The organism is Streptomyces hazeniae (assembly GCF_031845485.1).
Taxonomy (GTDB): Bacteria; Actinomycetota; Actinomycetes; order Streptomycetales; family Streptomycetaceae; genus Streptomyces; species Streptomyces hazeniae.
Map to the genome: position 1 here is coordinate 47,140 of NZ_JAVREQ010000030.1, position 25,062 is coordinate 72,201.

Sequence of the window (25,062 nt, forward strand, 5' to 3'; positions counted from 1 at the left end):
CTTGGGCACCAGGACGCCGAACGACCGCCTCCGGCGGGCGATTCACGAGGCGGGCTGCACCTACGCCGAGATCGCCAGGGACGTCAGGTCGGTGGCCGCCGAGAGCGGCGGCCGGACGCGCACCAACTCCTCCGCGGTCGCGCACTGGGTGGCCGGAACCCGGCCTTCCGCGACGACCGCCCGCGCGCTGACGGAGGCGCTCGCGCGGCGGCTTGGCCGGGCCCTGGTGCCGGAGCAACTCGGCCTGCACGCACCGGGGTACGACACGTCGAGCGGTGGCGCGGACGCGGACGCGGGCGACGGCGGGACGGCGGCCGGGCCGGGATCCCCCGGCGACGGTTCCTTCGCCACGGGCGGCGGAGGACTCGGTGAGGATCCGGTGGCCGCGCTGACGCGGCTCACCCGCGACGACCTGGCGGGCCGTACGGAGACGGTGCGGGCCGCCTACGCGGTCGCCCTGGCGGCGGTGCCGCCGCACCGGGCGGAGGAGGTCGCGGCCCGCGCCGGGGTCGTGGGTACGGCTGGTGGCGGCGCCCGCGCCGGGGCGGGGGACGTCGCCGCGGCACGCGCCATGCTGGAGCTGTTCACCCTGGCCGACGAACGCCACGGGGGCCGGCACGGCGCCTCCGCGGTCGTGCAGTACCTGCACTCGGACGTGGCCGCGTTCTGCCGCGCACGGTTCCGCTCCGAGACGCAGCGGCGGCAGATGCTCACCACCGCCGGGTGCCTGGCGTACCTGGCGGGCTGGAAGGCGTACGACGGGAACCGCCCCGGGCTGGCACAGCGCTACTACCTGCGCGCCCTGGCGTTCGCCCGTGCGGCGGGCGAACCGGCGCACGAGGCGTTCGTGCTGCGGGTCATGGCGCACCACGGGATGGAGTGCGGTCGTCCCGAGCACACGGTGCAGCTGATGGACGCGGCGCTGGAACGCCTGGGCACGCGGGCCGACCCGGCGTCGGCGTCGCTCTACGCCGCCACCCGGGCGCGGGCGTTCGCCGTACAGGGGCGGCGCCGGGAGGCGATCGCGGAGTCCTCCCGCGCCCTGCGGCTCGGGGAGGGCGCCGACGAACGCGCCCTGCCGTACTGGGCCGCGCTCTGGGGGTCGTCGGCGCCCTGCGTGCGCAACCACCTGGGGAAGGCGGCCGCCGCGCTGGGCGAACCCGCCCTCGCGGAGGCCCACTTCGCGCGCGCGGAGTGGAGCTCGGGCGGCGGCGGGGCGCAGCGCCGCATCGCCGCGCTCAGCCTCGCGCACACCGGTGCCATGCAGTGCCGTCAGGGCAAGGTCGAGCGCGCCTGCACCACGTGGGGGCATGCGCTGGAGCTGACGGAGGGCGTGCGGTCGGCGCGGCTCGTCGACGCGGTGACGCGGATGCGGACCGAACTCGCCCCGCTGCGGCTGCGGGGCGCCCGCGCCGCCCTCGACTTCGACGCCCGCGCCCGCGACTGGCTCGCCGACGTCACCACCGACGGAAGGGGCACCCCGGGATGACGGACCACCGCCCGGAGGCGGCGGAGCCGCCGCGGCCCCCCGCGGCCGTCGATCCGGCGGTGCCGCCCGCACGCCCCGCGGGGGACGACCCGCCTTCGGCGGTGCCCGGGACCGCCGGACGGGACGACGCCCCGGCGGCGACCGTCCCTCACGGCAGCGGCCGGGCGACTCCGGCGGTGCCCGCCGGCACGGGTTCCGCCGCGTCGCCCACAGGGCTCCGGGGCGGAACCCCCGGAGCGGGAGGCGGGCCCGAGCGGCGGAAGGGCGCGGCCGAGCGGTGCCGCCCGACGGGGTCGTCGGTACGTTCCGCCGCGCCGGTGCGGGCGGCGGAGGCCGAACGCCCCACCGGGCGCCCGGGACCGGGGCGGGGAGCGTCGTTTGGGCCGACGCCCCGCCCCGGGGCGCAGTCCCACGGCCCGGACGGGGACGGTGCGAAGCAGGCACCCGGCACCGCGGGGGCGTCGCGCCTCGGCGCGTCGGCCGGACCGGCGGCGGGGCGCCCGCGGATGGGGCGGATCGCCGCCGCGTGCTTCGCCGGAACAGCCATCGAGTACTACGACTTCAGCGTCTACGGCGTCGCCGCCGCGCTCGTGTTCGGTCCGCTGTTCTTCCCGACCTTCTCCCCCACGGCCGGGCTGCTGGCCGCCTTCGGCGCATTCGCCGCCGGGTTCCTGGCCCGCCCGCTGGGTTCGGTGCTGTTCGGTCACGTCGGCGACCGGTTCGGGCGTCGCACGGTGCTGCTCGGTTCGCTGCTGACGACCGGCCTGGCGACGGTCGGTGTGGGGCTGCTGCCCGGCTACGACACCCTCGGCGTCGCCGCGCCCGCCCTGCTGGTGCTGCTGCGCTTCGTGCAGGGTCTGGGCGTCGGCGGCGAGTGGACCGGTGCCGTCCTGCTCGCGTCGGAGCACGCCCCGCCGCACCGGCGCGGGCTGTGGGCGGGTTTCCCGCAGGTCGGGCCGGCGGTCGGCTACCTGCTGGCGAACGGGCTGATGCTGGCGATGTCCGCTGGGCTGAGTGAGGAGGCGTTCCTCGCCTGGGGCTGGCGGGTGCCGTTCTGGGCGGCGGGCGTGCTGATGGTCGCCGGGTACGCGCTGCGCCACGGGCTGGGCGAGACGCCGGAGTTCCGGCGGGTGGCGGCCGAGGGGCGGGCGGCGGCGCCGTTCGCCGAGGTGGTGCGCGGGCACGGCCGCCGGGTGCTGCTGGTGGCGGGGGCGACGGCCGGGGCGTACGCCCTGTACTACGGCGTCGTCGCGTGGTCGCTGGCGCACGCCACCGGCCCGCTGGGGATGGACCCGACGACGATGCTCGCCTGCCTGATGGCCGCGGTCGCGGTGATGGGCCTCGCCACGCCGGTGGCGGCCGCGCTGGGGGACCGCTTCGGCCGCCGCCGGATGAGCCTGGCCGGGTACGCGGCGATGGTGGTGTGCATCGTGCCGTACCTGCTGCTGCTCCGCACCGGTGAGCCGGTGTGGATCGCGGCGGGCGCGGCGGTGACGCTGCTGGCGCTGGTGGTGATGCTCGGCGTGCAGGGCGCGTATCTGCCCGAGCTGTTCGCCGCCCGGGTGCGCTGCACGGGCACGGCCGTGTCGTACAACCTGGGCGCCGTCCTCGGCGGGGCGGTCGCCCCGCTGGCGGCCACGCGGATCGCCGCCTCGGCGGGGGCCGGGACGGCGGAGTGGGCGGTGGGCGGTTACCTGGCCGTGGTGTGCGCGGCCAGCCTGCTGTGCGTGCTGCGGCTCCCGGACACCCGGCAGCCGCGTCGCAACGAGGAGGCAGTCGCCCTGAAGTGACCGGTCAGGCCGAGGACTTGACCTTCTCGCCCGCCGAGCCGACGGCGAGGCCGAGAACGATCAGCAGCACGTCGACGTACACGTGGTAGCCGTCCAGGAAGCCGATGCGGTGGGTGAGCGCCCACAGGGTGAACCAGCCGTCCGTCCAGGTGTGCAGGAGGCCGCCGACGCCCTGGCTGAGGAGAACGAAGCAGACGAATCCGAGGAAGCCCTTCATGCCGTCGAGGCTGCCCGGCGGCGTGGGCGGGCGGTATCGGCCGTCGGCATCGGGCGGGTACGACGGAAGTACCGGGATGTCGGCGGCCGTGTCGTCCTTCGGTTCATGCTCGCGCGGGGCGGCGGCCAAGAGGGCGCGGCGGGGCGCGGCGGCCCGTACATTCGGCGGTGATGCGCCCCTCGACGCGGGACCGGCTGGCCGACGTCGGTCTCTTCCTCGCCGCGGCGGGCTTCTCGGTACTGACCGCCGATTCGGTGGTGGTCGACCCGGGCCTGTCGCCCACGCTGCTGGCCGCCGACCAGGCGACCGGCGCGCTGGCGTGCGGTGCGCTGTTCCTGCGGCGGCGGTGGCCGGTGCAGCTCGCGGTGGCGCTGCTGGTGGCGGGCACCGTCTCGCACTTCGTCACCGGTGCGACGCTGGCGGCGCTCTACACGGTGGCCGTGCTGCGCCCGCCGCGCACCACCGGGTGGCTCGCCGTCCTGGCGTACGCGCCGGTGCCGGTCTTCCTGGCCCGCGCCCCGGACCCGGGCGCCGAGGAGACGGACAGCGCGCTGACCTACTTCGCGCTGGTGGCCGCGGCGCTGAGCTGGGGCCTGTACGTGCGTTCCCGTCGCCAGCTCGTCGCCTCGCTGCGGGAGCGCGCGGAACGGGCCGCCGAGGAGGCGCGGCGGGAGGCCCGGGAGGGCATCGCCCGCGAGATGCACGACGTCCTCGCCCACCGGCTGTCGCTGCTGAGCGTGCACGCGGGCGCGCTGGAGTTCCATCCGGACGCGCCGCGGGAGGAGATCCGGCGCGCGGCGGGCGTCGTACGGGACAGCGCGCACCAGGCCCTGGAGGATCTGCGCGAGGTCGTCGGCGTGCTGCGGGAGCCGGGCGGGGCGCTGCGGCCGCAGCCGGTTCTCGCGGACGTGGCGCGGCTGGTGGAGGAGGCGCGGGAGGCGGGGGCGGACGTGGTCACCGAGTGGAGGGTCGCCGATCCCGGGGCGGTGCCGGCCGCAGCGGGGCGTACGGCCTACCGGGTGGTGCAGGAGTGCCTGACCAACGCCCGGAAGCACGCGGCCGGGCAGCGCGTCACGGTACGGGTGGCGGGCGAGCCGGGTGACGGCCTGGCGGTGGAGGTGCGCAACCGGGTGCCGGGCGCCGGGGAGGCGGCGATCCCGGGCGGCGGCAACGGGCTGGTGGGGCTCGCCGAACGCGTGCGGCTCGCCGACGGCACGCTGGTGCACGGCCGGGTGGGCGGCGACTTCCGCGTGGAGGCCCGGATACCGTGGGCGGCGTGAGAGCTTCGCCCCCTTACCGCGTCCTGCTGGTCGACGACGACGCCCTCGTACGGTCCGGTCTGCGGCTGATGCTCGGAGGCGCGCCGGACATCGAGGTGGTCGACGAGGCGGCGGACGGCGACGTGGTGGAGGCGCTGGTCGACGCGCACGCCCCGGACGTGGTGCTGATGGACGTCCGCATGCCCAGGGTGGACGGCCTGGCGGCGACGGAGGCGCTCCGGCGGCGTCCGGACCCGCCGGAGGTGATCGCGCTGACCACCTTCCACACGGACGCGTACGTGCTGCGGGCGCTGCGCGCGGGCGCCGCGGGGTTCGTGCTGAAGGACACCCCGCCGCAGGAGATCGTGGACGCGGTGCGGAAGGTGGCGGCGGGCGAGCCGGTGCTGTCTCCGGCGGTGATCCGCCGGCTGATCGCGCGCGTCGCGGAGGACGGCGGCGACGGCGACGACCCGCGCGCGGTTCGTGCGGCGCGGGCCCGCGCGCGGCTCGCCTCGCTGGGCGACCGGGAGCGCGAGGTCGCCCGGGCGGTGGGCGAGGGCCGGTCCAACGCGGAGATCGCGGCGCGGCTGTACATGAGCGTGCCGACGGTGAAGACGCACGTCTCGCGCATCCTCACCAAGCTGGCGCTGGACAACCGGGTGCAGATCGCGCTGCTCGTGCACGACGCGGAGTAGCGCGCACGGGCGTCCGTCGGGTCGCCTCGCACGGGACGGCTGGCCGTGCGGGCTGCCGCCCGGCCGGTGGCAGCCCGCGCGCGCCGTGCCCGCGGGTCAGGTCCGGTAGGTCACGGTCAGGGTCGCCCGGTCGGCCGCGCCGAGGAAGACGTACGCCGTACCGGCCGGGGCCTGGGCGAACCGCAGCCGCACCTGCGTCGTCCCGGCGGGGTCGATCGCGGCGAGCCCCGCCGCGTCGAACGTGCCGGATTCCGCCGTTCCGGAGGCGGGGCGCGGCACCCGTGCGGCGGCGGGCGCGTCGGCGGGCGCCGACCAGTCGTCGGCCGCCACCGTGCAGCTGCCGCCCAGGCAGCCGCCGTGCACGTCCGCCACCAGCGTGTTCCCCGCCGGGTCGGCCCACGGATCGCCGCTGCCGGAGGTGCGGGCGACGGTCAGGTGCGCCCCGGTGACGGTCGCGCCGTCGGGCAGGGCAGAGGTGTCGAAGGACAGCACGGTCCGGCTGTGGCGCCCGTCCACGCCGCGGCCGACGGCCAGCCCGAGAGTGCCCTCCAGGGTGCCGACGGTGGCGGAGGAGCCGTCCGCGGCGGCCTTGACGTAGCCGTCGCGCGCGTCGTCGCTGCCGAGCACCGCCGTGCCGTCGCCGGGCTCCGGGTCGGGGCCGGGGCCCGGGTCGCCGCCGCCGATGCCCCAGAACTGCGCGATGTGGTGCGCGGCGCAGATGCCGACGTCCAGCACGTACGGTGCGGCCCGGCCGCACTGCCCGGCGCCGCTGCCCGGGTCGACGGGCTGCCCGTGTCCCATGCCGGTGATCTCGTACTCCTCGACGACGGGTTCGCCCCCGGCGTCGCGGTGGACGCGGTGCGGGTAGCCGGCGACGGTGTCGGAGGCGTCGGCGGTGGCGTCGGTGCCGTGCACGTGCGTCCACTGCTCGACGAGTTCGCGCTGGTTGACGGGGGCGACGGTGGTGTCGGAGGTGCCGTGCCAGACGGACAGCGTGGGCCACGGGCCGGTGTGCGAGGAGGCGCCGCGCACCGCGTCGCCCCACTGGGCGGCGCTGCGGTCGGAGCCGGGGTTCATGCAGCCGAACGCGTCCACCACGCTGCTCGCGCAGCGGTAGGGGATGCCGGCGACGACCGCGCCTCCGTCGAACCGGTCGGGGTAGGCGGCCATCATGACGGCGGTCATCGCGCCCCCGGCGGACAGGCCGGTGACGTACGAACGGCCCGGGTCGACGCCCGTGTCCGCGCGCATGCGGTCCATCATCTGCACCACGGACAGCGCCTCGCCGCTCCCGCGCGAGGTGTCGGTGTTCTGGAACCAGTTGAAGCACATGTTGCCGTTGTTGAGGCTGCGCTGTTCGGGGAGCAGCACGGCGAAGCCGTGACGGTCGGCGAGTTCGGTCCAGCCGGTCTCGTCGTCGTACTCGGCGGCGCTCTGGGTGCAGCCGTGCAGGGCCACGACCAGCGGGCGGTCATGCGGAAGTCCGTCGGGGACGTAGCGGAACATGCGGAGGCTGCCGGGGTTGGAGCCGAAGCCGGTGACCTCCTCCAGCCCGGCGGCGCGGGCGGGGGCGGGTGCGGCGAGGGAGACGGCGACGGTCGCGACCGCGGCCAGGGCGGCGACCAGGGCCGCCGCCCACAGGCGGTGCGGGCGGTCGCGGCCGGCGCGGCGGCGGTGGGCGGGAGGCGGGGGTGTGGCGTGGTCGGGACGCATCGCGGCTCCAGCGGGTGGGGGCGTGCGGACGTGTGGGTGTGTGCGGGGTTGCGGGGTGTGCGGGGTTGCGGGTGTGCGGGTTGCGGGTTGCGGGTTGCGGGTGTGAGGCGGGTCTCACTGTTGCGCTGGACCGTACGGCCGCGGCTGCCGCCCCGCCACGGGCGCCGTCCACACTTTCCACCCCACCGCATGGCGGTCGCGTACATGTCACATGTGCGCCGTCAGGGCGTCGGGGTGCCCCGCGAACGGCGGGCGCTTGACCCTCACACCGTGTGAGGCTGTGCCGTAGGAGGTGCCATGTTCAGCATCGGAGACTTCGCCCGGCACGGCCGCGTGTCCGTCCGCATGTTGCGTCACTACGACGCCGTCGGACTCCTGCGGCCCGCCCACGTCGACCCGTCCAGCGGCTACCGCTCCTACGAGGCGGTGCAGCTCGCCCGCCTCAACCGCGTCATCGCGCTCAAGGAACTCGGCTTCACCCTCGACCAGGTCCAGAAGATCCTGGACGAGAAGGTGACCACCGAGGAACTGCGCGGCATGCTGCGGCTGCGCCGAGCGGAGCTGGCTGCGGCGCGGCGGACGGCGGACGCGCAGCTCGCGCAGGTCGAGGCGAGGCTCCGGACCATCGAGAGCGAGGGCACCATGTCCACCCACGACGTCGTCGTGAAATCCGTACCCGCCGTCCGCGTCGCCGAACTGTCCGCCGTCGCGGGCGGCTTCGAGCCGGAGCACATCGGGCCGGTCATCGGCCCGCTCTTCGAGAACCTGTGCCGCAGGCTCGACGAGGCGGGTGTACGCCCCACCGGCCCCGGCATCGCCTACTACGAGGACGCCCCCGGGGGCCCGGACGGCTCGATCGTCGTCCACGCCGCGATGCCGGTCGCCTCCGATGCGGCGGTCGGGGACCAGGCCGTCGACCTCGTCGTCCTGCCGGCCGTCGAATCCGCCGCCACGATCGTGCACCGCGGTCCCATGGACGGCGTGCTCGGCACCCTCCAGACGCTGGCGCACTGGATCGACGACAACGGCTACACGTCCGGCGGCTACAACCGCGAGCTCTACCTGGAGTGCCCGGCCGACCGGGCCGACTGGGTGACGGAGCTCCAGGAACCTGTCACCCGCGCCTGACGGGCGTCCACACCTCCCGGCGGGCCCGCGCCCGCCGGGACGGGAGGCCCGGGCCCTCTGCCCCGCCCCCTACACCTCGCCCATGTCGGCGGACAGCCACCGTTCCGGCCGCATCCGGATCACCACCTGCTCTCCGTGCTCCCGGGAGGCCATCTCCACGTACGGCTCCAGCACCTCGGCGGGCAGGTACCGCGCCGACATCTCCCGCAGGTGGGCGACCGTCCCCGGCTCCGTCGCCGTCACCGGGCCCTCGACCGACACGTACCGCACCGACGGGTCCACGCGCTCGGCCATCAGGGAGAACCGTCCGGCCTTCGCGATCGCCGCGTGCTTGCGCGAATCCCGTCCGGTCAGCACCCACAGCTCGCCACCCGGCTCGTACTGGTACCAGATGGGCACCGTCAGCGGCGCGCGGCCGGCTTCACCCGACTCCACGGCCAGCGCCCCGATGTGCGGCTCCGCCAGGAACCGCTCCCGCTCCTCACGACTCAGCGCCATCCCGCAGCACCTCTCCTCAGCAGTCGTCCACGTCACATCACGTCCTGTCCCATTGGACAGCACGCCACTGACAACCGGGCTAGGCTCACCGCTCATGCCGACCTCCCACGCGCACCTGCTCGACCGGGCCGCCGACCACATCGAGACGGGATACGTCTTCCCCGAGCGCGCGACGGAGATCGCCTCCGCGCTGCGGTCACGCGTCGCCGACGGTGTGTACGACGGGCTGTCCGGCCGGGAACTGTGCGAGAAGGTCACGGCCGACCTCCAGGAGGTCTGCCCGGACCGGCACCTCCGCCTGCGGTGGTCCGACGAGCCGCAGTCCACGGAACCGGCGGAAGCCGACGAGGGCCGGGCCGCAATGCTGGAGACGCTGCGCCGCGAGAACCACGGGGTGCGCCGGGTCGAGCGACTCGACGGGAACACCGGGTACATCGACCTGCGCCGGGTCACCGAGGCGGGTGCGGGCGGGTTCGCCATCGGTGCGGCGATGCAGCTCGTCGCCGGGACCGACGCGCTGGTCCTGGACCTGCGCGCGTGCAGCGGCGGCGCTCCCAGCGGCGCGGCCCTGTGGTGCAGCCACTTCTTCCCCGACGACGCAACGCACCTCAACGACATCTACGACCGCGGCACCGACTCCACCCGGCAGTTCTGGACCAGCGCGCACCTGCCCGCGCCGCGCTACCTCGACCGTCCCGTGTACGTGCTGACCAGCGCCGACACGTTCTCCGGCGGCGAGGACATCGCGTACACGCTCCAGGCCCACGAGCGCGCCGTCGTCGTGGGCGAACGGACTCGGGGCGGCGCCCACCCCACGGCCTGGCACACCCTCTCCGCCCACATCACGGTGACCGTCCCCACGGCCCGCACCGTCAGCCCGGTCACCGGCACCAACTGGGAGGGCACCGGTGTCACTCCCGACACGCCCGCCCCCGCCGCCGAAGCCCTCGACACCGCGCTCGCCACGATCCGGGAACGCGCCGACGCACCCGCGCCGGGTCAGTAGTCAGTAGAGGGGGAACTGAGCGGTGTCTATCGTCCACTGCCCGATCTGCACGGTCTCGCCGAAGGCGAACGGTTCCCGGCGCAGATAGGTGGGGCCTTCGTCCCCGGGACCGATCTCGGAGAGTACGACGCCCGTCCCGAGGCGCGGATCGATGATCACATAGAACGGTACGCCGATGCGCGGGTAGTCGCGCATCTTGCCGCTGTAGTCGTTCTCCGGGTTCGACTTGGAGACGACCTCCAGCACGACATTGACGTCCTTCGGATCGACGTAGTCGCCTGCCTCGTCGAGGGCGGCTTCCGGGAGCACCAGAAGGTCGGGCCGACGCATCACACCGGCCTGGGGGTCCTCGATCTCGGCACCCGAGTGCGCGGCCAGCCCGGGAGACTGAGTGTCGAGTTGACGGTTGAGCTGCCTGGCAGTGCGCAGGACGATCAACTCGTGCCGTTTGGCAGGACTCATCATGATGTGGATCTCTCCCCCTGAGACCTCGACGGCCCACGCCTCGGGCACCTTGGAGACCTCTTCCGCGATCTCTCGCATGCGCTCGTACACAACGGCCACGGCGATCCCTCTCTCGGCGGGGGTCTCGTCCCGCATCAGCCTACGCTTTCGACCGGCCTCTGCGGCGCGCGCCGCAGAGGTGCTAGACGCCCAGGTGCTGTTCGAAGGTGAGCGTGCCCACCGCGCGGTCCGCCGGGGTGAGCAGCGCCCCTGCGGCCACGGCCCGGGCGGCGCGGCCCGGTAGCGCGGGCTCGACGAGGCGGCGCTCCCAGCCGCCGGCGCGCATGACCGTTTCGGCCAGCTCGCGCAGCGGCCGCACCTGCGGTCCGCCCATGTCCGGCACCCGCCCCGCCGGCTTCGCCTGTGCCAGTTCGGCCAGCCGCACGGCGACCTCGCTCGCCGCGACCGGCTGGAAGCGGAAGCCGCGCGGCGCCAGCACCCTCGGGAGGCGCCGCTGCGCCGTCACGAGCGTGGCGATCAGGTCGTGGAACTGCGTGGCGCGCAGCAAGGTCCAGGGCAGCCCGGAGGACACCACGAGTCCTTCCGAGGCGAGCTTCGACCGGTAGTAGGGGAACGGCACGTCGTCGATGCCGACGATGGAGATCAGCACCACGTGCGGAGCCTCCCCCTCCGCCCCGGCCGCGCGCACGGCCCGCATCAGCCGCCGGGTCAGCTCGACGTCGCGCGCCCCGGTCGCGCAGTGCACGACCGTGCCGGCGCCCCGGACCGCCGCGTCCACCCCCACGTCCCTGCCGAGGTCGGCCTGCGCCCACTCGTACGGCCGGTCGTCCCCGGCCGGGCGCGGCCGCCGGCTCATCACCCGTACGGGTGTCTCGTCGGCGAGCAGGCGCGTCACGAGGGGCCTGCCCAGCCGGCCGGTTCCGCCGGTCACCAGAATCGGTCCGTCCACACCCGTCTCCTCCCGCCCCGCATCGCGGGCCCGGCGCGTCAGTTGCTGGGGAAGACCTCGCCGCCGCCCGGGTGGCTGTCCTGCTCGCTCTGCTCACGCAGCCTGCGCGCCTTGTCCTGCAACCGTTCGCGTTCGTGCGGATCGGCGGCGCGTTCGGCCGCCTCGCTCAGCTGCTGCGCCTTCTCCCGCATCTGCCGCACGCGGCCGCGCAGCTCGTCCTCGGCACTCATGACCGCTCCTCCCGCCGTCCGTTCCCTCCAGCCAACCACCACCCCGCCCCCTCGGCACCTCGTGCGCTCACACCGCGTAGGGCGCCACGATCCCCAGCGCCCCGGCCACGGCACGCAGCACGGCCGGCCGGTGCGTGACCGTGCGCACCAACCCCTCGTCGTCGCGGAATCCACGGTCGGCGAGGACGTAGAGCGCGCGCAGGGTGCGCATGGTGTTGGACGCCCAGGCCGGCACCGGGCCGGGTTCCCCGGTGCGGAACGCCGCGACGACCGGTTCCGCCCACCGCTCGGAGTCGGCCGCGGTGATGTCGGGCCGCGCGAGAATCTGCACCAGTGCGTGGGCGATGCGATCGTCCTCCTGCGCATCGAAGAGGTGCGTGGTGGGGGCGAGCAGCCGGGCGACGGCCGTCCCGGCGAGCATGCCGGGCGGCTCGCGGCGCCCACGGGCGAGCGCGGCGAGGAGGTCGGCGCCGTGGGCGGCGGCGTGCAGCCAGCCGAGCGCGGCGTCGTGGCCCCGCAGGTCCTGCTCCGCCGGGTACCAGCGGGCGAACGCGTCCCACCACTCGGGACGCCAGTCGCCCGCCTCCGCGATCCGGGCGAGGACGAGCGGCGCGAACGTGCGGGCCTGCACCTCCGGGTGCGCAAGGTGCTGCGCCGTCCGGTCCCCCAGCATCCGCAGCTCCCCCGCGTCCAGATGGGGCACCCACTCCTTCGCCCGCCGGTAGGCCCGTTCGTCGCGTACGACGGGGTCCGGCGAGCGCAGGTCGGAGAGCAGCGTCTCCAGCGCGGCGGCTCGCCGGGGGCCGGTGAGGGTGCGCAGGTCGTGTGCGGTGGGTGGTGGGGACGGCATCGGTCAGGTGCCGCGCTGGAGCTGGACCTGGCGTTCGGTCTCGGTGAAGCCGAGCCGCCGGTAGAGGTCGACGGCGTGGTAGTCGGGGTCGGCGACGATGACGAGGGTGTTGGCGCGGAGTTCGGTGAGCGCCCAGTGGCCGGCGTGCTGAACGACCGCGGTGGCGAGACCGTGGCGGCGGTGGTCCGGATGCGTCTCGACGTTCTGGTAGCGGGCGAGTCCGGAGCCGTCGGTGAAGATGCCGGCACCGGCGGCCATCCGGCCGTCGACGAAGGCGCCGAACCAGGCGCCGTACCCGTCCTCGCAGAGGCGGCGGAGGTCGGCCTGCCGGTTCTCGGTGAACGCGCGGTGGGCCGGGTCGGACGGGTCTCCGTCGTCGCACGACGCGTGGACGCGGGCGGCCTGCGCCCAGTCGTCGTCCCCGTGCAGCGGGCGGAGGTCGACGCCGGGCGGGGTGCGGTCCGGCGCGGGCATCTCCTCGGCGGTGAGCACTGCGTTGACCTCGACGGTCACGCCGAGCCGCGCCAGTTCCGCCGCGTCTCCGGCCTCGCCGTCGACTCCGTCGACGCCCAGCGAGAAGTGGGTGGCCTCCGGGAAGTACTCCCCGAACTCGTGCGTCCAGTGGTCCGCGTCGCCGTCGCGGAGCGGGGAGGCGACCAGCACGTAGTTGCCCCACCAGAACCCGGGGTTCGTCGGGGTGCGCACCACCTGGTGCGTGGACCGGTCCACGACGACGGACCCGCTCATCTCCAGCATCATCAGGTCCGTGCGGAACCCCAGCGATATGACATTCACCCGCCCGACCCTACGTGTCCCCCCACCCGCGGTCAGCTGCTTTCCCGGTTGCCCCCTTTGCCCCGCCCCCGCCGGGGCCGGGGCCGGTGCGCATGGCGTTCAGGCGTCGTCCGGCAGCAGGCGGAACGCACGGTGCCGCGTCAGCGGCCGGATCGCCCGGAAGTCGCGCCGGTCGAGCGTGAGCACGCAGTCCGTCTCGTAGGCGGCGGCGACCACCGCGTTCGCGGCGTCCACCAGGTCCAGGTCGAGGTCGGCGTACCGGGCGCGCAGGCTCAGCGCGTCGGCGAGCATGTCCGGACCGACCTCGGCGAGCACGGCACGGGTCTGCCGGAACCGTTGCACGAGCATCCGTACCGCCGTGTCGGCGGCCGAGCGACCGGCCCGGCTGGCGGTGACCTGGTGGATCTCCGTGACGGTGAGCGGCGAGACCACCAGGAGGCCGACCGAACCGAGGACCGCGCGGCATGCGTCGTGCTCGGGGTCGCTGCGGTTGAACGCCGCGATCAGCCCCGACGTGTCCCCCACCGCGATCACGCAGCGTCCTCGCCGCTCCCGCGCCGGCGGTTCACCGCGTCTTCGACACCCTGCCGGATCTCGTTCTCGCGCACCGGACCACCGAGGTCCAGCGTCTCCTCGAAGAACGGCTCGTCCCAGGTGCGTGTCGACATGGCCACCTGGTGGAAGGCGCGCCGGATCAGTTCCGCCTCCGGCCGGCCCTCCCGTTCCGCGGCCAGTTTCACCAGGCGCAGGTCTTCCTCGTCGACCATCACGGTCGTCCTCTTCATCGCCATATGGCTATGCTAGCAGCACCATAACCCGCACGGCGCGCCCGAGGATGCCTTGTCCCGGCGGGTGCTCAGCGGAGGCGGAGGTGCGCGGTGACGGTCTTGCCGCCGGTGGGGCGCGGGGTGATCGTGATGTCCCGGGCCAGGCCGCAGGCGAGGGCCCAGCCGTAGCCGCCCGTTCCCGTGGGGCCGACGGACAGGTCGCCCGTCTCCGGGGGCATCCGGTCGCTGGGGTCGCTGACGGTGAGGGTGAGCCGGTCGTCGACGCACCGAGCGTCGAAGCCGGTGATCCCCCCGCCGTGCCGGATGGCGTTGCTGGCCAGTTCGGAGGTGACCAGCAGCGCGTCGGCGATCACGACGTCGTCGCACAGCGCCTCCGCGTACCGGGGGCCGAGATAGTCCTTGAGCACCTGCAGGACGCGTTCACGGGCATGCGCCGCGCTGGCGGGCAGGGCCCCCGCGCGCCCGGACGTGTGCGGGACCGGGTGGTCGCTTCTCAGGTCTTCCATGTCCGTGCCTCCACCTCACCTGTCGTGTGCCCACCGTCCGACCGCTCGCCCTCGTCGCGGCGGGCGGGGCCGTCGGGGGTGTCGGAGCGGGGAAGGGACGGCACATCCATCAGGGTGAAGAACGCGTCGGTGCCGGTGATGGTGAACAGCCGGTACAGGGACGCGCTGAACGGTCCGGCCAGCACCATCTGCCGCCCCGCCGCGCGGTGTTCGCGCTGCGCGGCGAGCAGGGTGTGCAGGGCGGACGAGTCCGCGAAGTCGACGCGCGAGAGGTCCAGCACGGTGCTGCGCACCGCCGGTTCGGCGGCCGAGGTGAGCGCCACCTCCAAGTCGGGGCAGGTGTCGGCGTCTATGGCGCCCACGACGCGGATCGTGAGCACGTCGCCGGTCACGTCCCGGTCGACGGCGAGGTGCGCCTCGCCGGAGGCCCGCTCCTGCCCGGACGCGGTGGTGTGCCCGGCGGGGGTGGCGTGCTCGGCCGTGCCGGGGGTCTCGTGACGGGTTCTGTGGTGCGGCGGTGACATGGTGGGCGTTCGCTCTTTCTCGTGCTCGTGACGGAGGCCTGGGCCCCGGCGCGCCAGGGGGGAACGGGGAGCCGGGGCCCAGGAGTGGTGACCGGCGGTCAGGCCGGGAGGACGGAGTCGTCCCGGGTGCGCGCGCCGGGAAGCTGGTGGCGGGCGGCTATCAAAGCGGCGTCGACGTCGCGGGTGCCGGTGGCCACGCACAGGGTGTACGCGATGTCGTCCAGCCGCTGACGGGCTTCGGCACTGCCGTCCTCGGCGTGCAGGGCCTGCAGTGCTTCGTACTGGGCTACGAGGTCGATGAGGACGGCGGGGTGGGCCATGAGCATGACGGTTCCTCCGGTGTGCGGGCGGTGTACGGGTGGGGGCGGGCTTGCGTTGACGGGGGCGTGCGTCGGACGGCGCGGCCTCAGGCGGCGACACCGACCGGCCGCCGGGCCGCGTCGTCGTGGACCTGTTCCCGCACCTGCGTGCAGGCGTGCTGGATCAGCCGGGACACGTGCATCTGGGAGATGCCGAGTTCCTCGCCGATCCGTGCCTGCGTCATGTCGTGGAAGAAGCGGAGGTGCAGGATGCGGCGTTCCCGTTCGGGCAGGTCCTCGAGATGCGGCTTGACGGTCTCGCGGTCGAGGACGGCGTCGTAGCTGCCCTCCGTCTGCCCGAGGGTGTCCGCCAGCGAGAAGTCGTCCTGCCCGCCCTGGAGCTGGGCGTCCAGGGACAGGGCGCGGAAGCTCTCGATGGCCTCCATGCCGGTCAGCACCTCTTCCTCGGTGAGCCCTGCCTGTGCGGCGATACGGGCGATGGTCGGCGACCGGTCGTCGGCGGTCACGGCCAGTTCGCGGATCGCGACCCGCACCTTGTTGCGGAGTTCCTGCACGCGTCGCGGCACGTGCACGTGCCAGCTGTGGTCGCGGAAGTGCCGCTTGACCTCGCCGACGATGGAAGGCACCGCGTACGACGGGAACGACCCCTGCGCGGGGTCGTAGCGGTCGACGGCCTTCACCAGGCCGAGTGCGGCGACCTGTTCGAGGTCCTCCAGCTGCTCTCCGCGGGCGCGGAACCGGCGGGCCAGCCGGTGGGCCATCGGCAGCCAGGCTTCCACCAGGCCCTCGATCAGCAGTTCCCGTTCCGGCCCTTCGGGCAGACCGGCCAGCCGACGGAAGTCGGCGTCGGTGTCGGGATTGTCGTCGTGCCTGCGGGCGTGCTTCGTGGTGTCCCGTACGGCGCTCATGAGCGCTCCTGCTCCTCGCGGTCCGTGTGCTCTGACGGTCGCGGGAGGCCTGCACAACACCTCGGGGCCCAAGAGGAACTGGGAGGACTCCCGCGTGATGTGCCTGCTGTTCCGAAGCACTGATCGGTCTTCTGTCCGGCTGCGCCGATGCCAAACGGAGATGCACCGAACTCTTTTCGCCCGGCCTTCCTTCTGCTAGTCGCCGCGCGAGCCGGCGGGGGACGGACGCCGGGCCGGCGCGCCGGGCGCGGGCTGCGCGCGGAGCCCCGGGGTGAGGGCCACCGTGACGGCGAGGGAGAGCAGGGCCATGGCGGTCATGGCGGTGGGCGGGGAGGTGACTTCGGCGACGGCACCGGCGAGGGCCGCGCCCACACCCTGCAGGGCGAGCAGCCCGGCGGAGTACAGCCCCAGTGCGTGCCCGCTGGTCTCGTCGGGGGTGAGCGCCATCAGGCGTTCCTGGAGCAGCAGGCTCGCGGCGAAGCCGACGGAGGCGACGAGGACCGCGATCACCGCGACGGGCAGCGGCGGGTGGAGGGCGAAGAGCAGGTACGGCACGGCGAGCAGCGCCCGCAGCGGCATGCTGAGCCGCTGCCGCCACCGCGCGGGCACGAAGCGGCCGACGAGGGTGTCGCCGGCCAGCATGCCGACCGCTCCCGCCAGGAACAGCACGCCGGCCCGCTCCGAGTCGTACGCGACGAACAGCGATTCGCAGCCGACGATCAGACCGTTGGGCACCCACAGGGCGAGGTAGACGGCCCGGCGGGGGCGGGAGGACCAGAGCAGGGCGTTGGTGCGCCAGGTCTGCGTGAGGGAGGGGCGTCCGGCGGCGCGGGCGGGGTGGCGGGCGAGGCCGAGGCGGGCGACGACGGCTGCCGCGAGGTACAGGGCCACGGCGCCCAGGAGCACGCCGCGCGGCGCCAGTGCGGTGAGCAGCACACCACCCACCGCGAAGCCGCAGATCTGCATGGTGCCGACGGACATGTTGAGGACGGAGCGGCCGATCAGGAAGCCGTCGCGGGCCAGGATCTGGTGGAGCAGGCCGTACCGCACGCCGCCGCCGAGCGCGGCGACGGTGCCGAGGGCGAAAAGGAGGAGGAAGGTGCCCCAGACGGGCAGGCCGGGCACGGTCTGCCCGGCGGTGCAGAGGGCGAAGACCAGGGCGAGTCCGGTGAGCGCCGCCCGCGGCGGCAGCCGGTCGGCGGCGGAGAGCAGCACGGTCGCGCCGAGCACCTGGGCCAGTGAGGGCCCGAACATCGCCAGCGCGGACAGCAGCGGGGAGCCGGTCGAGGCGTACACGAGGGTGCCGAGGGCGAGCGTGCTGACGGTCGATCCGGCGACCTGGAGGGTGCTGGTGAGGAAGAGCGGCGTGAACTCGGGGGTGCGGAAGAGGTCGCGGTAGGTGTGCATGGGCGGAGTCTGTGGGGGCGGCGGAACCGGGGTTAATGTTTCGCAGGGAGGCGAAAGCATGGGCTGGTGGCAGGTCGGTACGGACGCCCTGGCGGGCAGCCGCTTCACGGTGTCCCCGCTGGCCGAGACGACCGGCGCGTTGACGGCCCTCGCGCGGGGCGCGCCCGCACTGCCCGCCGAACGCGCCTGGCTGGACGCGCATCTTCCCGCGTACCGGAAGCGGCTGGCGGCCGACCCGGTCACGGCGGAGCTGGTGCGGGCGGCGCTGGGCCGCACCTGGATCGCCGACTTCCTGGCCCGTCCACCGCTCCCCGCGGCGGTCACGGCCCGTGGCACGCCGGACGTCGCCGCGGAGCTGCCCGCCGTACGGGACACGCCGCCGGACGCGGCGCGCGCGGACCTGGCCGTCGCGCTGCGCGGACCGCTGCCGCCGGTTCTCGCCGGCCGGGACGATCTGCCGGGGCGCGCTGCCGACCTGCTGGAGTGGGTGTGGGCGGAGACCGTACGCCCGTACTGGTCGCGCCGCCGCCGGGTGCTGGAGGCGGACGTGCTGGCCCGCACCGACGCGGTGAGCCGCGGCGGCTGGGCGGCGGCCCTGGACGGCATGGGCGGCAGGCTGCGCTGGCTCGGCCGGGGGCGCCTGCGGATCAACGCGCACGACAATCCGCCGCGCCGGATCACGGACGCGGAGCTGGCGTTCGTGCCCGTGACGGCGCGTCACGGCTGGGTCGCGTGGCGCACCGGGGCGGAGGAGTCACCCGCCCGGTACGCCGTGGTGTATCCGTGCGCCGGTCTGCTCGCCGAGCCGGAGCGGACGCCCCCGCCGGAGGCGTTGGGGCGGCTGCTCGGTCCGGGGCGAGCAGCCGTGCTGGTGGCGCTGGACTCACCGAAGAGCACCACGCACCTGGTGGCGCTGACGGGCCTGGCGCTGGGGTCGGTGGGCCGCCATCTGCGGGTGCTGCTCGACGCGCGCCTGGTCGGACGCCGCCGGGCGGGCCGCTCGGTCCTCTACTTCCGTACGCCTGCCGGGGACACGCTGGTCGCCGCGCAGCGGGAGCGGTGACGCGGGAGGCGCGGCAGAGCGGGCGGGGCGGGGCAGGTCAGGTCAGGAACGCCAGGGTGCGCGGCGGAAGGCGGACGAGGCGTCGTTCAGGGGGCGGCCGAGGCTCTTCATCGGCGTCTGCCAGAACGCACGGAGCACGGCGAGGATGCGCCCCCGGGTCGGGGCGTCGAGGGCGCGGGCGGCCGACACGGCGGCGGACGCTCCGCTGTGGTGCAGGAGTTCCAGCAGGTGGTGGAGGGCTCCGGCGCCGGTCTCGGCGCCCGGGAGCTGGTCGGTGGCGTGGACCAGGGTGCCGCCGGTACGGCGGGCCGACTGGTCGAGGGCGCGAACGAGGCGTATGAGGTTCTCCGGGCCGTGATCGTCGTCCTCGGCGACGCGCCGTTCGAGTGCGTCGGCGGGGCGGAGCCGGTTCCAGGCGTCGACCAGTTCGGCCAGCGCGGTGTCCGTCGGCGGGGCGGCTTTTCCGTTCTTGGGCATCGTCGTACTCGCGGGTGGGAGGGGGAACGCGCGGCAGCCCGGTTCGTAGTGGTGACGCACTGGGCCGCGGCGGCGGGCCCAGTGAAGTGTGAACGTTTTCGCAAGCGTGGACACTACGCATTTCCGGCAACGGGAGCGCGCTCCCGTTGCCGGGTTGTGGCGGGCCGGTGTCAGTCCTCGGGAGATTTCTCGGAAGGGCCGGTGGCCGCGTCCGCTGCCTCCCGGCGCTTGCGGTGCCCCTTGCCCACCGGCCAGCGCGGGCCGCGGTCGTCGTCCGGGATGCCGACCAGCTCCTCGACGTCGAAGGCGCGGGCGATCGGGACGTCGGAGCTGCTGTGGGCGATGATCGAGAAGGCGATGGTGACGGCGATGAGCGTGAACGCCTCCTCGCCCTGCGGGATGCCCGCCTGGAGCACCAGCAGCCCGTAGACGACGGACGCGAAGCCCTTCGGTCCGAACCAGGCCGCGGTCAGGCGCTCCCGGCGGTCGAACTCCGTGCCGGCCAGCGAGAGCAGCAGCGTCGCCGGGCGGACCAGCACGATGGCCAGCACGGCCACCACGTAGCCGCCGAGGGAGAGGTCGGCGAAGAGCTGCGGGGTGAGGAGTGCGCCGAAGACCAGGAGGGCGGCGAACTTCGCCAGTTCGGCGAGGGATTCGCCCAGCGGCTCGAAGGCGTGCTTGGCCTCCGGGGAGACGGCGGCGAGGACGGCGCCGGCACTGAACGCGGCGAGGTAGGGGTTGGCGTGGGTGAGGTGGCACAGGGCGTAGAGGCCGGTGCCGATGGCCAGGGGCAGCAGCGGCTGCAGCTTGGGTTCGGCGCCGAGCACGGGCAGCCGGATCAGACCGGCGACGAGCAGCGGTGCGGCGACGCCGAAGAGGAGGCCGAGCGCGAGTTCCAGGGAGATGGTGCCGAACGAGGCGTCGGCGGCGTCCATCGTCGGCCCGGCGGCGGCGATGAAGATGAGCACGAAGGGCAGGGCGAGGCCGTCGTTGACGCCGCTCTCGACGTTCAGCAGCTGCCGCAGCCGCCCCGGCACCTCCTTGCGCCCCACGATGGCGCTGGCGAACACGGGGTCGGTGGGCGACAGCACGGCACCGACCAGGAACGAGGTCGTCCAGTCCAGGCCGACGAGGTAGTGGGTGAGCAGCGAGATGCCGAGGAAGCACAGCGGCATGCCCAGTCCGAGGGCCCGTGCGGGGTTCTTCCAGCGGGCGCGCAGCTCGGAGAACCGGACCTGCATGCCGTCGGTGAAGAGCACGGCGAACAGGGCGAGGTCGGCCGTGACGGCGACGATCTCACTCTCCGGCGAGATGTGGACGAGTCCCAGGAAGCCGTCGCTGACCAGCGCGCCACCGACCAGGAACAGCAGCGAGGTCGACAGCACGGACCGGGCGGCGAGCCCGGACAGCAGGACGGCGATCAGAAGAGCGGCACCGAAGACCGCGACGAGTACCACTCAGGGCCCCCCGGGGACGAGTAAAGAAGACGTCAAGCAGGGGCGACCTTATCCGACGTCTCCACACACGCCCCGGGCACCCGGACGGTCTCCGGGTCAGGGCTTGAGTGCCACCCCCGCCCAGAGGCTCACCTCGTCGTCGCCGGGCGCCTTGCGGGGTTTCGGGAGCAGGGCGTGGGCGGGCAGGGGAACGGACACGTCGGGCCGCCACCTGTGCGCGAGGGTGATCCCGGGTTCCAGTAGGTCGAGTCCGTCGAAGAAGCGGGCCACCTCCTCCCGGCCGCGCGCCTGGGTGGGCACTCCCCTCGCGTTGTAGACGTCCACCAGACGCCCCACTCCCCCCGGGTCGATGTCGGCCGTCACGTGCGACAGGAACAGCGCCGACCCCGACGGCAGCGCGGCCAGCAGGCGCGCGACGATCCCGTACGGATCGCGGTCGTCGGGGACGAAGTGGAGCACTGCGTTCATGGACAGCGCCACGGGCCGGGTGAGGTCGAGGGTGCGGGCCAGTTCGGGCGCTCCGAGAATGCCGTCCGGCTGCGTGATGTCGCCCTCCACGTAGGCGGTGCGCCCGTCGGCGGAGCTCGCCAGCAGGGCACGCGCGTGGGTGAGGACGATGGGGTCGTTGTCGGCGTAGACGACGCGGGCCTCCGAGTGCACGCCCTGGGCGACCTCGTGGAGGTTCGGACTGGTGGGAATGCCGGTGCCGATGTCGAGGAACTGGGTGAACCCGGCGCCGGTGAGCACGTGCACGGCCCGGTGCATGAAGGACCGGTTGGCGCGGGCGGCGCTGCGGGCGGCCGGCCACGCCTGCAGGGCTTCCTCCGCGCCTATGCGGTCGACCTCGTAGTTGGTCTTCCCGTTGAGGTAGTAGTCGTACATGCGGGCGGAGTGAGGCCGGTCGAGTCCCAGATCCCGTGGTGGAGTGTTGCCGGAACGGCTCGCTGTCATGGTGCCTCCGCGCGGGACTCGCCCGTGGATCGGTCGGTGGACGGACACCTGCATCGTAGGGACGACGACCGCCGCTCGTGATCGTTTTTGCACATCAACCACCGCGTCGGTACGGCCTTTGCGCCGGCGAGACCGTTTCGGGGGCGCCCGGGCGCCGGGCCGGACGTGCGCGACGCGTTCCGGTGGACCGCCCGACCCACGCCCGCGCCTCCCGCCGAAACGGTTCACCGCGCGCGTCCGGGTGACGGCGGCCGGGGACCGTCGTCGATGTCACTCTCGCCCGCTAGTCTGACGTTCGACCAACTTCACAGCATTCGGGGGGAAATCGCCATGCAGGCGAGGGGGAAGGTGCTGCCCGGAAACGGGCGCTGCAAGGATCTGGCGCGTGAGCTGCGGGCGTTGCGGGGGCGGAGCGGGCTGACGCTGGCCGCGCTCGCCGAGCGCACCTGCTACAGCAAGTCGTCGTGGGAGCGGTATCTCAACGGCAAGTCGGTGCCGCCGGAGGCGGCGGTCCGGGCGTTCGCGTCGGCGGTGGGCGTGCCTCCGGGGCGGTTGCTGGTGCTGCATGGCCTGGCCGAGACGCACGAGGAGGGCACCGGGGTCCCGGCAAAGCCCGAGCCGGAGGCATCAGGGCCGCCGGTGGCGGGCGGGCCACCGGTGCCCGCCGGGCCGGGGCCGGACGCGACCGGCCGGCCGCGCCGCAGGCTCGCCGTGCCGGCGCTGTGCATACTCCTCGGTCTACTCATGGGCGTGGCGACGGGAATCGGCGTCGCGCTGCTCCCGGGCGACGGCGGCGCGGCGGCGGGGCCGGGGGCGTCCTCCCTCGCGGCGGAGGACGCGACGAACCAGGCACCCGGATGCGTGGGCTTCGCGTGCAACGGCAGGGACGCGGAACGCTTCGGCTGCCACCTGGAGGTCTGGACGGCCGCCGTGCGGAAGGTCGGTGCACGGTACGTCGAGCTGCGGTACAGCCCCGTGTGCCAGGCCGCCTGGGCGCGCGTCAGCTACGCCGACGTCGGGGACGCGGCCGTGGTCGAAGGGCCGGAGGACCACAGCGCCCGTCGCACGATCGTCTACGGCCACGACGTCTACTCGCCGATGGTCGACGCACCCTTCCCCGCCTCGGCGCGCGCCTGCGTGACCCTGGCGGAGGGCCGGACGGTGTGCACGCCTCGCGGCGGGGCGTCCCCCGCCCCTGCCGCGTCGCCGCACGAGACCAGATCCTGAGCGGGACGCGCTCCCCGGGAGACGGCGTCCCACGTCCCGTCAGGTCTCGTCCGGCGCGGGAAAGCCGCTGGTCGGAGGCGTCCCGTCTCATCCCGTCCCGGGACGGGCGGGATTCCTCGACGCCGCTGGGGGCGCTCCGCGAAGCTCGTTCCACCAGCCCCGACGAGGGGGCTGCCACCACCTACTGGGGGAAACGAACCATGCGACGACGCATCCTGCAGCGCGCGGCAGCACTGGCGTTCACGCTCGGCGCCCTGACCACGGTCGGCGCGACCGCCGCCCAGGCGGCGCCGGCCGGGAGCACCTACCAGGGCTGCCCGTACGGCGCGGTGTGCATCTACCCGAACGCGTCCTGGAACAACGGCAACCCGGAGCACGTCTACTGGAGCTACGGCGCGCACAACCTCACGGACGAGTACGGCGTGCACCGCCTCTTCAACAACCAGTCCGGCGGCGCGACGGCCCGTACCTGCACCGGCTTCAACGGCACCGGCTGCCAGGGATACCTGCAGGCCTTCACCTACATCGACAAGGACCTGACGCCGATCAACTCCATCACGCTCCAGCCGTAACGCCGTCCGGAGGCGACGGCGACGGCGACGGCGACGGCGACAGGCACGGTGACGGGCCGTGTCGGGCGGGTCTCCCCTGCGGAGGCCCGCCCGGCGGCGGTGGGAGACACCCCGGTGCGCGGGTTGGTCAGCGGGCGAGCTCCGCCCACACGGTCTTGCCGACCGGCGTGCGGGGCTCGGCGCCCCAGTCGTCGGCGAGAGCCGCGACGAGAAGCAGGCCGTAGCCCGACTCGGCCGGCTCCAGCGGCGCTCGGGCGGTGAGCGGCGGGTACCGCTCGTCGCGCGCGTCGGACACCTCGATGCGGACGGTCGTGTCGGTGACGGCGAGAGCGAGGGCGAAGTCGCGCCCGGCGACGTGCCCGTGGCGCACGGCGTTGGCGCACAGCTCCCCCACGATCAGTTCGGCGTCACGGGTGACGCGGCTGTCGTATGGGTGCCCCCACGCGTCCAACCGTTCGGCGGCCAGCCGACGGGCCAGGCGCGCGCCCCGACGGCTGGAGCTGAAACGCATGCGGAAGGTGTGTGTCGCCGTGTGGGGTGGATTCTCTGCTTTCACAGCGTGAGCGTCCCGTCACCCGCCTAGCGTGAGGGAGAGCAGCCGTGTGTACCGACGGCGACGTACGGGCTGGTACGGGATACGTACGGATGGATGACGGGTCGAGGACGGGAACCAATGGGACGTCAGGCGAAGCCGCGGGCGACGGAGGAGGCACGCCCGGAGGCGTGGCGTTGCTACGGGCGCCTGTTGAAGCTGTTCCGCGAGCAGAAGCGGCTGACCCAGACGGAGTTAGCCGAGGCGGCCGGCTACTCCTACGAGCACACGGCATCCGTGGAGCAGGGCCGCCGACCGGCGAAGCTGGAGTTCACCGAAGCCATGGAGCGCGTCCTCCCCGCGAACGGCGCTCTGCTCGCCCTCCAGGAGGAAGTCGAGCTGGCGAAGCTTCCGAAGTTCTTCCAGGACTTCGCGAAGATCGAGGTGGAGGCCGTGAGCCGCTTCGAATACGAACCGCAGATCGTTCCCGGCCTACTTCAGACCGAGGCTTACGCCCGTGCAGTCTTCGGCGTGCATTGCCCGCCACTTCCACCTGACGTGCTGGAACAGCACCTCGAGGCCCGACTGGAACGTCAACGCCTGCTGAGCCGGGCTCCCGTAGCACAGTTCTCGTTCGTCCTCTGGGAACCGGTACTCCGCAATCCCGTGGGCGACGCCCCCGCTCTCAGGGCACAGCTGCACCGCCTACTCGAAGTGACGAAGCTCGACAACGTCGAAGTGCAGGTCATCCCGGCCAGAACAGGTGCCCACCCGGGTTGCCACGGACCAATGGTTCTCCTGGAGACTCATGACCACCAGCGGGTCGGCTACTTGGAGTCCCAGGGGCTCGGATCCGTGATCACCGATGCGGAAACCGTGAGTGCCTTCAGCCTGCGCTATGGCAAGCTGCGCTCGCGAGCACTCAACATCGACGAGTCCGCACGTCTGATCGAGCGCCTGGCAGGGGAGCAATGAACACCGATTCGGCATGGTTCAGGAGCAGCTACAGCGGCCCCGAGGGCGGGAACTGCGTTGAGGTGGCCTTCGCCTGGAGGAAGTCGTCCTACAGCGGGTCGGACGGCGGAAACTGCGTAGAGGTCGCCGACGCACCGGATGCCATCCGGGTGCGGGACTCGAAGGTGGGCGTGCGGGGGCCGCAGGTGGCGGTCAAAGCTCTGGCCTGGGCTTCTTTCGTGGAGTTCGCCGCGAAGCAGGGCTAATCGGGTGTACCGTGGGTCACGTCACT

Annotated in this window: 30 protein-coding genes; 11 read left to right on the plus strand and 19 right to left on the minus strand. The window is 73.9% G+C overall.

Annotated elements, in window-relative coordinates; genetic code table 11:
• Position 1 precedes the first annotated feature (1 nt).
• Positions 2–1,489 (plus strand): hypothetical protein, encoded by a 1,488-nt coding sequence (locus RM572_RS25380; protein WP_311675706.1) that lies wholly within the window; start codon positions 2–4, stop codon positions 1,487–1,489.
• Positions 1,490–1,995: 506 nt separating this feature from the next.
• Positions 1,996–3,279, plus strand: coding sequence for an MFS transporter (locus tag RM572_RS25385; RefSeq protein WP_311675707.1), 1,284 nt, complete (start codon positions 1,996–1,998; stop codon positions 3,277–3,279).
• A gap of 4 nt (positions 3,280–3,283) precedes the next feature.
• Here the strand turns inward: RM572_RS25385 and RM572_RS25390 are convergent, their stop codons facing one another.
• Positions 3,284–3,496, minus strand: coding sequence for a hypothetical protein (locus RM572_RS25390; RefSeq protein WP_311675708.1), 213 nt, complete (start codon positions 3,494–3,496; stop codon positions 3,284–3,286).
• A 170-nt stretch (positions 3,497–3,666) separates the two neighbouring features.
• Between RM572_RS25390 and RM572_RS25395 the strand changes: the two genes are divergently transcribed.
• Positions 3,667–4,776: a sensor histidine kinase gene (locus RM572_RS25395; protein WP_311675709.1), complete on the plus strand. Its 1,110-nt coding sequence runs from the start codon at positions 3,667–3,669 to the stop codon at positions 4,774–4,776.
• Entirely contained in the window at positions 4,764–5,450 is a 687-nt protein-coding gene (locus tag RM572_RS25400) for a response regulator transcription factor (protein WP_311675710.1), read from the plus strand. Before RM572_RS25395 ends, RM572_RS25400 begins: the two co-directional genes overlap by 13 nt.
• Positions 5,451–5,546: 96 nt before the next feature.
• Here the strand turns inward: RM572_RS25400 and RM572_RS25405 are convergent, their stop codons facing one another.
• A complete protein-coding gene (locus tag RM572_RS25405; protein WP_311675711.1) occupies positions 5,547–7,163 on the minus strand; it encodes an extracellular catalytic domain type 1 short-chain-length polyhydroxyalkanoate depolymerase in 1,617 nt (538 codons plus the stop codon).
• A 297-nt stretch (positions 7,164–7,460) separates the two neighbouring features.
• On the opposite strand from RM572_RS25405, the gene RM572_RS25410 reads away from it, so the two are divergent.
• Entirely contained in the window at positions 7,461–8,291 is an 831-nt protein-coding gene (locus RM572_RS25410) for a MerR family transcriptional regulator (protein WP_311675712.1), read from the plus strand.
• Between the two features lie 69 nt (positions 8,292–8,360).
• On the opposite strand, the gene RM572_RS25415 is transcribed toward RM572_RS25410, so the two are convergent.
• On the minus strand, positions 8,361–8,789 hold the full coding sequence (locus RM572_RS25415) for a pyridoxamine 5'-phosphate oxidase family protein (protein WP_027765933.1): 429 nt from the start codon (positions 8,787–8,789) through the stop codon (positions 8,361–8,363).
• A gap of 94 nt (positions 8,790–8,883) precedes the next feature.
• Between RM572_RS25415 and RM572_RS25420 the strand changes: the two genes are divergently transcribed.
• The gene (locus RM572_RS25420; RefSeq protein WP_311675713.1) at positions 8,884–9,795 is read left to right on the plus strand and encodes a S41 family peptidase; all 912 of its coding nucleotides are present in this window, start codon (positions 8,884–8,886) and stop codon (positions 9,793–9,795) included.
• On the opposite strand, the gene RM572_RS25425 is transcribed toward RM572_RS25420, so the two are convergent.
• The 12 genes from RM572_RS25425 to RM572_RS25480 all read right to left on the minus strand — a co-directional run bounded on the left by RM572_RS25425 (position 9,796) and on the right by RM572_RS25480 (position 17,537).
• Positions 9,796–10,395 (minus strand): Uma2 family endonuclease, encoded by a 600-nt coding sequence (locus RM572_RS25425; RefSeq protein WP_311675714.1) that lies wholly within the window; start codon positions 10,393–10,395, stop codon positions 9,796–9,798.
• 46 nt (positions 10,396–10,441) lie between these two features.
• Positions 10,442–11,209 (minus strand): SDR family oxidoreductase, encoded by a 768-nt coding sequence (locus tag RM572_RS25430; protein WP_311675715.1) that lies wholly within the window; start codon positions 11,207–11,209, stop codon positions 10,442–10,444.
• 38 nt (positions 11,210–11,247) lie between these two features.
• Positions 11,248–11,439: a DUF6381 family protein gene (locus RM572_RS25435; protein ID WP_311675716.1), complete on the minus strand. Its 192-nt coding sequence runs from the start codon at positions 11,437–11,439 to the stop codon at positions 11,248–11,250.
• Positions 11,440–11,506: 67 nt separating this feature from the next.
• The gene (locus RM572_RS25440) at positions 11,507–12,289 is read right to left on the minus strand and encodes a DUF2785 domain-containing protein (protein ID WP_311675717.1); all 783 of its coding nucleotides are present in this window, start codon (positions 12,287–12,289) and stop codon (positions 11,507–11,509) included.
• A gap of 3 nt (positions 12,290–12,292) precedes the next feature.
• Complete coding sequence (locus RM572_RS25445; protein WP_311675718.1) at positions 12,293–13,084, minus strand: GNAT family N-acetyltransferase; 792 nt, start codon at positions 13,082–13,084, stop codon at positions 12,293–12,295.
• 99 nt (positions 13,085–13,183) lie between these two features.
• Positions 13,184–13,618: a type II toxin-antitoxin system VapC family toxin gene (locus tag RM572_RS25450; protein WP_311675719.1), complete on the minus strand. Its 435-nt coding sequence runs from the start codon at positions 13,616–13,618 to the stop codon at positions 13,184–13,186.
• The gene (locus RM572_RS25455) at positions 13,615–13,875 is read right to left on the minus strand and encodes a ribbon-helix-helix protein, CopG family (protein ID WP_311675720.1); all 261 of its coding nucleotides are present in this window, start codon (positions 13,873–13,875) and stop codon (positions 13,615–13,617) included. Before RM572_RS25455 ends, RM572_RS25450 begins: the two co-directional genes overlap by 4 nt.
• A 65-nt stretch (positions 13,876–13,940) precedes the next feature.
• Positions 13,941–14,378 carry an ATP-binding protein gene (locus tag RM572_RS25460; RefSeq protein WP_311675721.1) on the minus strand — a complete coding sequence of 146 codons (438 nt, stop codon included), beginning with the start codon at positions 14,376–14,378 and terminating at the stop codon, positions 13,941–13,943.
• The gene (locus RM572_RS25465) at positions 14,366–14,902 is read right to left on the minus strand and encodes an STAS domain-containing protein (protein ID WP_311675722.1); all 537 of its coding nucleotides are present in this window, start codon (positions 14,900–14,902) and stop codon (positions 14,366–14,368) included. Before RM572_RS25465 ends, RM572_RS25460 begins: the two co-directional genes overlap by 13 nt.
• A gap of 98 nt (positions 14,903–15,000) precedes the next feature.
• Positions 15,001–15,228 carry a DUF5133 domain-containing protein gene (locus RM572_RS25470; protein WP_311675723.1) on the minus strand — a complete coding sequence of 76 codons (228 nt, stop codon included), beginning with the start codon at positions 15,226–15,228 and terminating at the stop codon, positions 15,001–15,003.
• Between the two features lie 80 nt (positions 15,229–15,308).
• Positions 15,309–16,130: a SigB/SigF/SigG family RNA polymerase sigma factor gene (locus RM572_RS25475; RefSeq protein ID WP_311675724.1), complete on the minus strand. Its 822-nt coding sequence runs from the start codon at positions 16,128–16,130 to the stop codon at positions 15,309–15,311.
• Between the two features lie 195 nt (positions 16,131–16,325).
• A complete protein-coding gene (locus RM572_RS25480) occupies positions 16,326–17,537 on the minus strand; it encodes an MFS transporter (RefSeq protein WP_311675725.1) in 1,212 nt (403 codons plus the stop codon).
• 58 nt (positions 17,538–17,595) lie between these two features.
• Between RM572_RS25480 and RM572_RS25485 the strand changes: the two genes are divergently transcribed.
• On the plus strand, positions 17,596–18,600 hold the full coding sequence (locus RM572_RS25485) for a helix-turn-helix domain-containing protein (protein ID WP_311675726.1): 1,005 nt from the start codon (positions 17,596–17,598) through the stop codon (positions 18,598–18,600).
• Positions 18,601–18,642: 42 nt separating this feature from the next.
• On the opposite strand, the gene RM572_RS25490 is transcribed toward RM572_RS25485, so the two are convergent.
• The 3 genes from RM572_RS25490 to RM572_RS25500 form a co-directional block, all read right to left on the minus strand.
• Positions 18,643–19,077, minus strand: a complete 435-nt coding sequence (locus RM572_RS25490) for a hypothetical protein (protein ID WP_311675727.1) — start codon at positions 19,075–19,077, stop codon at positions 18,643–18,645.
• A gap of 170 nt (positions 19,078–19,247) precedes the next feature.
• Positions 19,248–20,534, minus strand: coding sequence for a cation:proton antiporter (locus RM572_RS25495; protein WP_311675728.1), 1,287 nt, complete (start codon positions 20,532–20,534; stop codon positions 19,248–19,250).
• Positions 20,535–20,630: 96 nt separating this feature from the next.
• Positions 20,631–21,485 carry an SAM-dependent methyltransferase gene (locus tag RM572_RS25500; protein WP_311675729.1) on the minus strand — a complete coding sequence of 285 codons (855 nt, stop codon included), beginning with the start codon at positions 21,483–21,485 and terminating at the stop codon, positions 20,631–20,633.
• 330 nt (positions 21,486–21,815) lie between these two features.
• Between RM572_RS25500 and RM572_RS25505 the strand changes: the two genes are divergently transcribed.
• Both RM572_RS25505 and RM572_RS25510 read left to right on the plus strand, forming a co-directional pair.
• Positions 21,816–22,712, plus strand: a complete 897-nt coding sequence (locus RM572_RS25505; RefSeq protein WP_311675730.1) for a helix-turn-helix domain-containing protein — start codon at positions 21,816–21,818, stop codon at positions 22,710–22,712.
• 200 nt (positions 22,713–22,912) lie between these two features.
• Complete coding sequence (locus RM572_RS25510) at positions 22,913–23,284, plus strand: hypothetical protein (RefSeq protein WP_311675731.1); 372 nt, start codon at positions 22,913–22,915, stop codon at positions 23,282–23,284.
• A gap of 127 nt (positions 23,285–23,411) precedes the next feature.
• Here RM572_RS25510 and RM572_RS25515 read toward each other — a convergent pair whose 3' ends face one another.
• Positions 23,412–23,795, minus strand: coding sequence for an ATP-binding protein (locus tag RM572_RS25515; protein ID WP_311675732.1), 384 nt, complete (start codon positions 23,793–23,795; stop codon positions 23,412–23,414).
• A gap of 162 nt (positions 23,796–23,957) precedes the next feature.
• Here RM572_RS25515 and RM572_RS25520 point away from each other — a divergent pair, with 162 nt between their 5' ends.
• Together RM572_RS25520 and RM572_RS25525 are read left to right on the plus strand one after the other, a co-directional pair.
• Complete coding sequence (locus RM572_RS25520; protein ID WP_311675733.1) at positions 23,958–24,791, plus strand: helix-turn-helix domain-containing protein; 834 nt, start codon at positions 23,958–23,960, stop codon at positions 24,789–24,791.
• Positions 24,788–25,036, plus strand: coding sequence for a DUF397 domain-containing protein (locus RM572_RS25525; RefSeq protein WP_311675734.1), 249 nt, complete (start codon positions 24,788–24,790; stop codon positions 25,034–25,036). The genes RM572_RS25520 and RM572_RS25525 overlap by 4 nt, the downstream gene beginning before the upstream one ends.
• Positions 25,037–25,062: the final 26 nt, after the last annotated feature.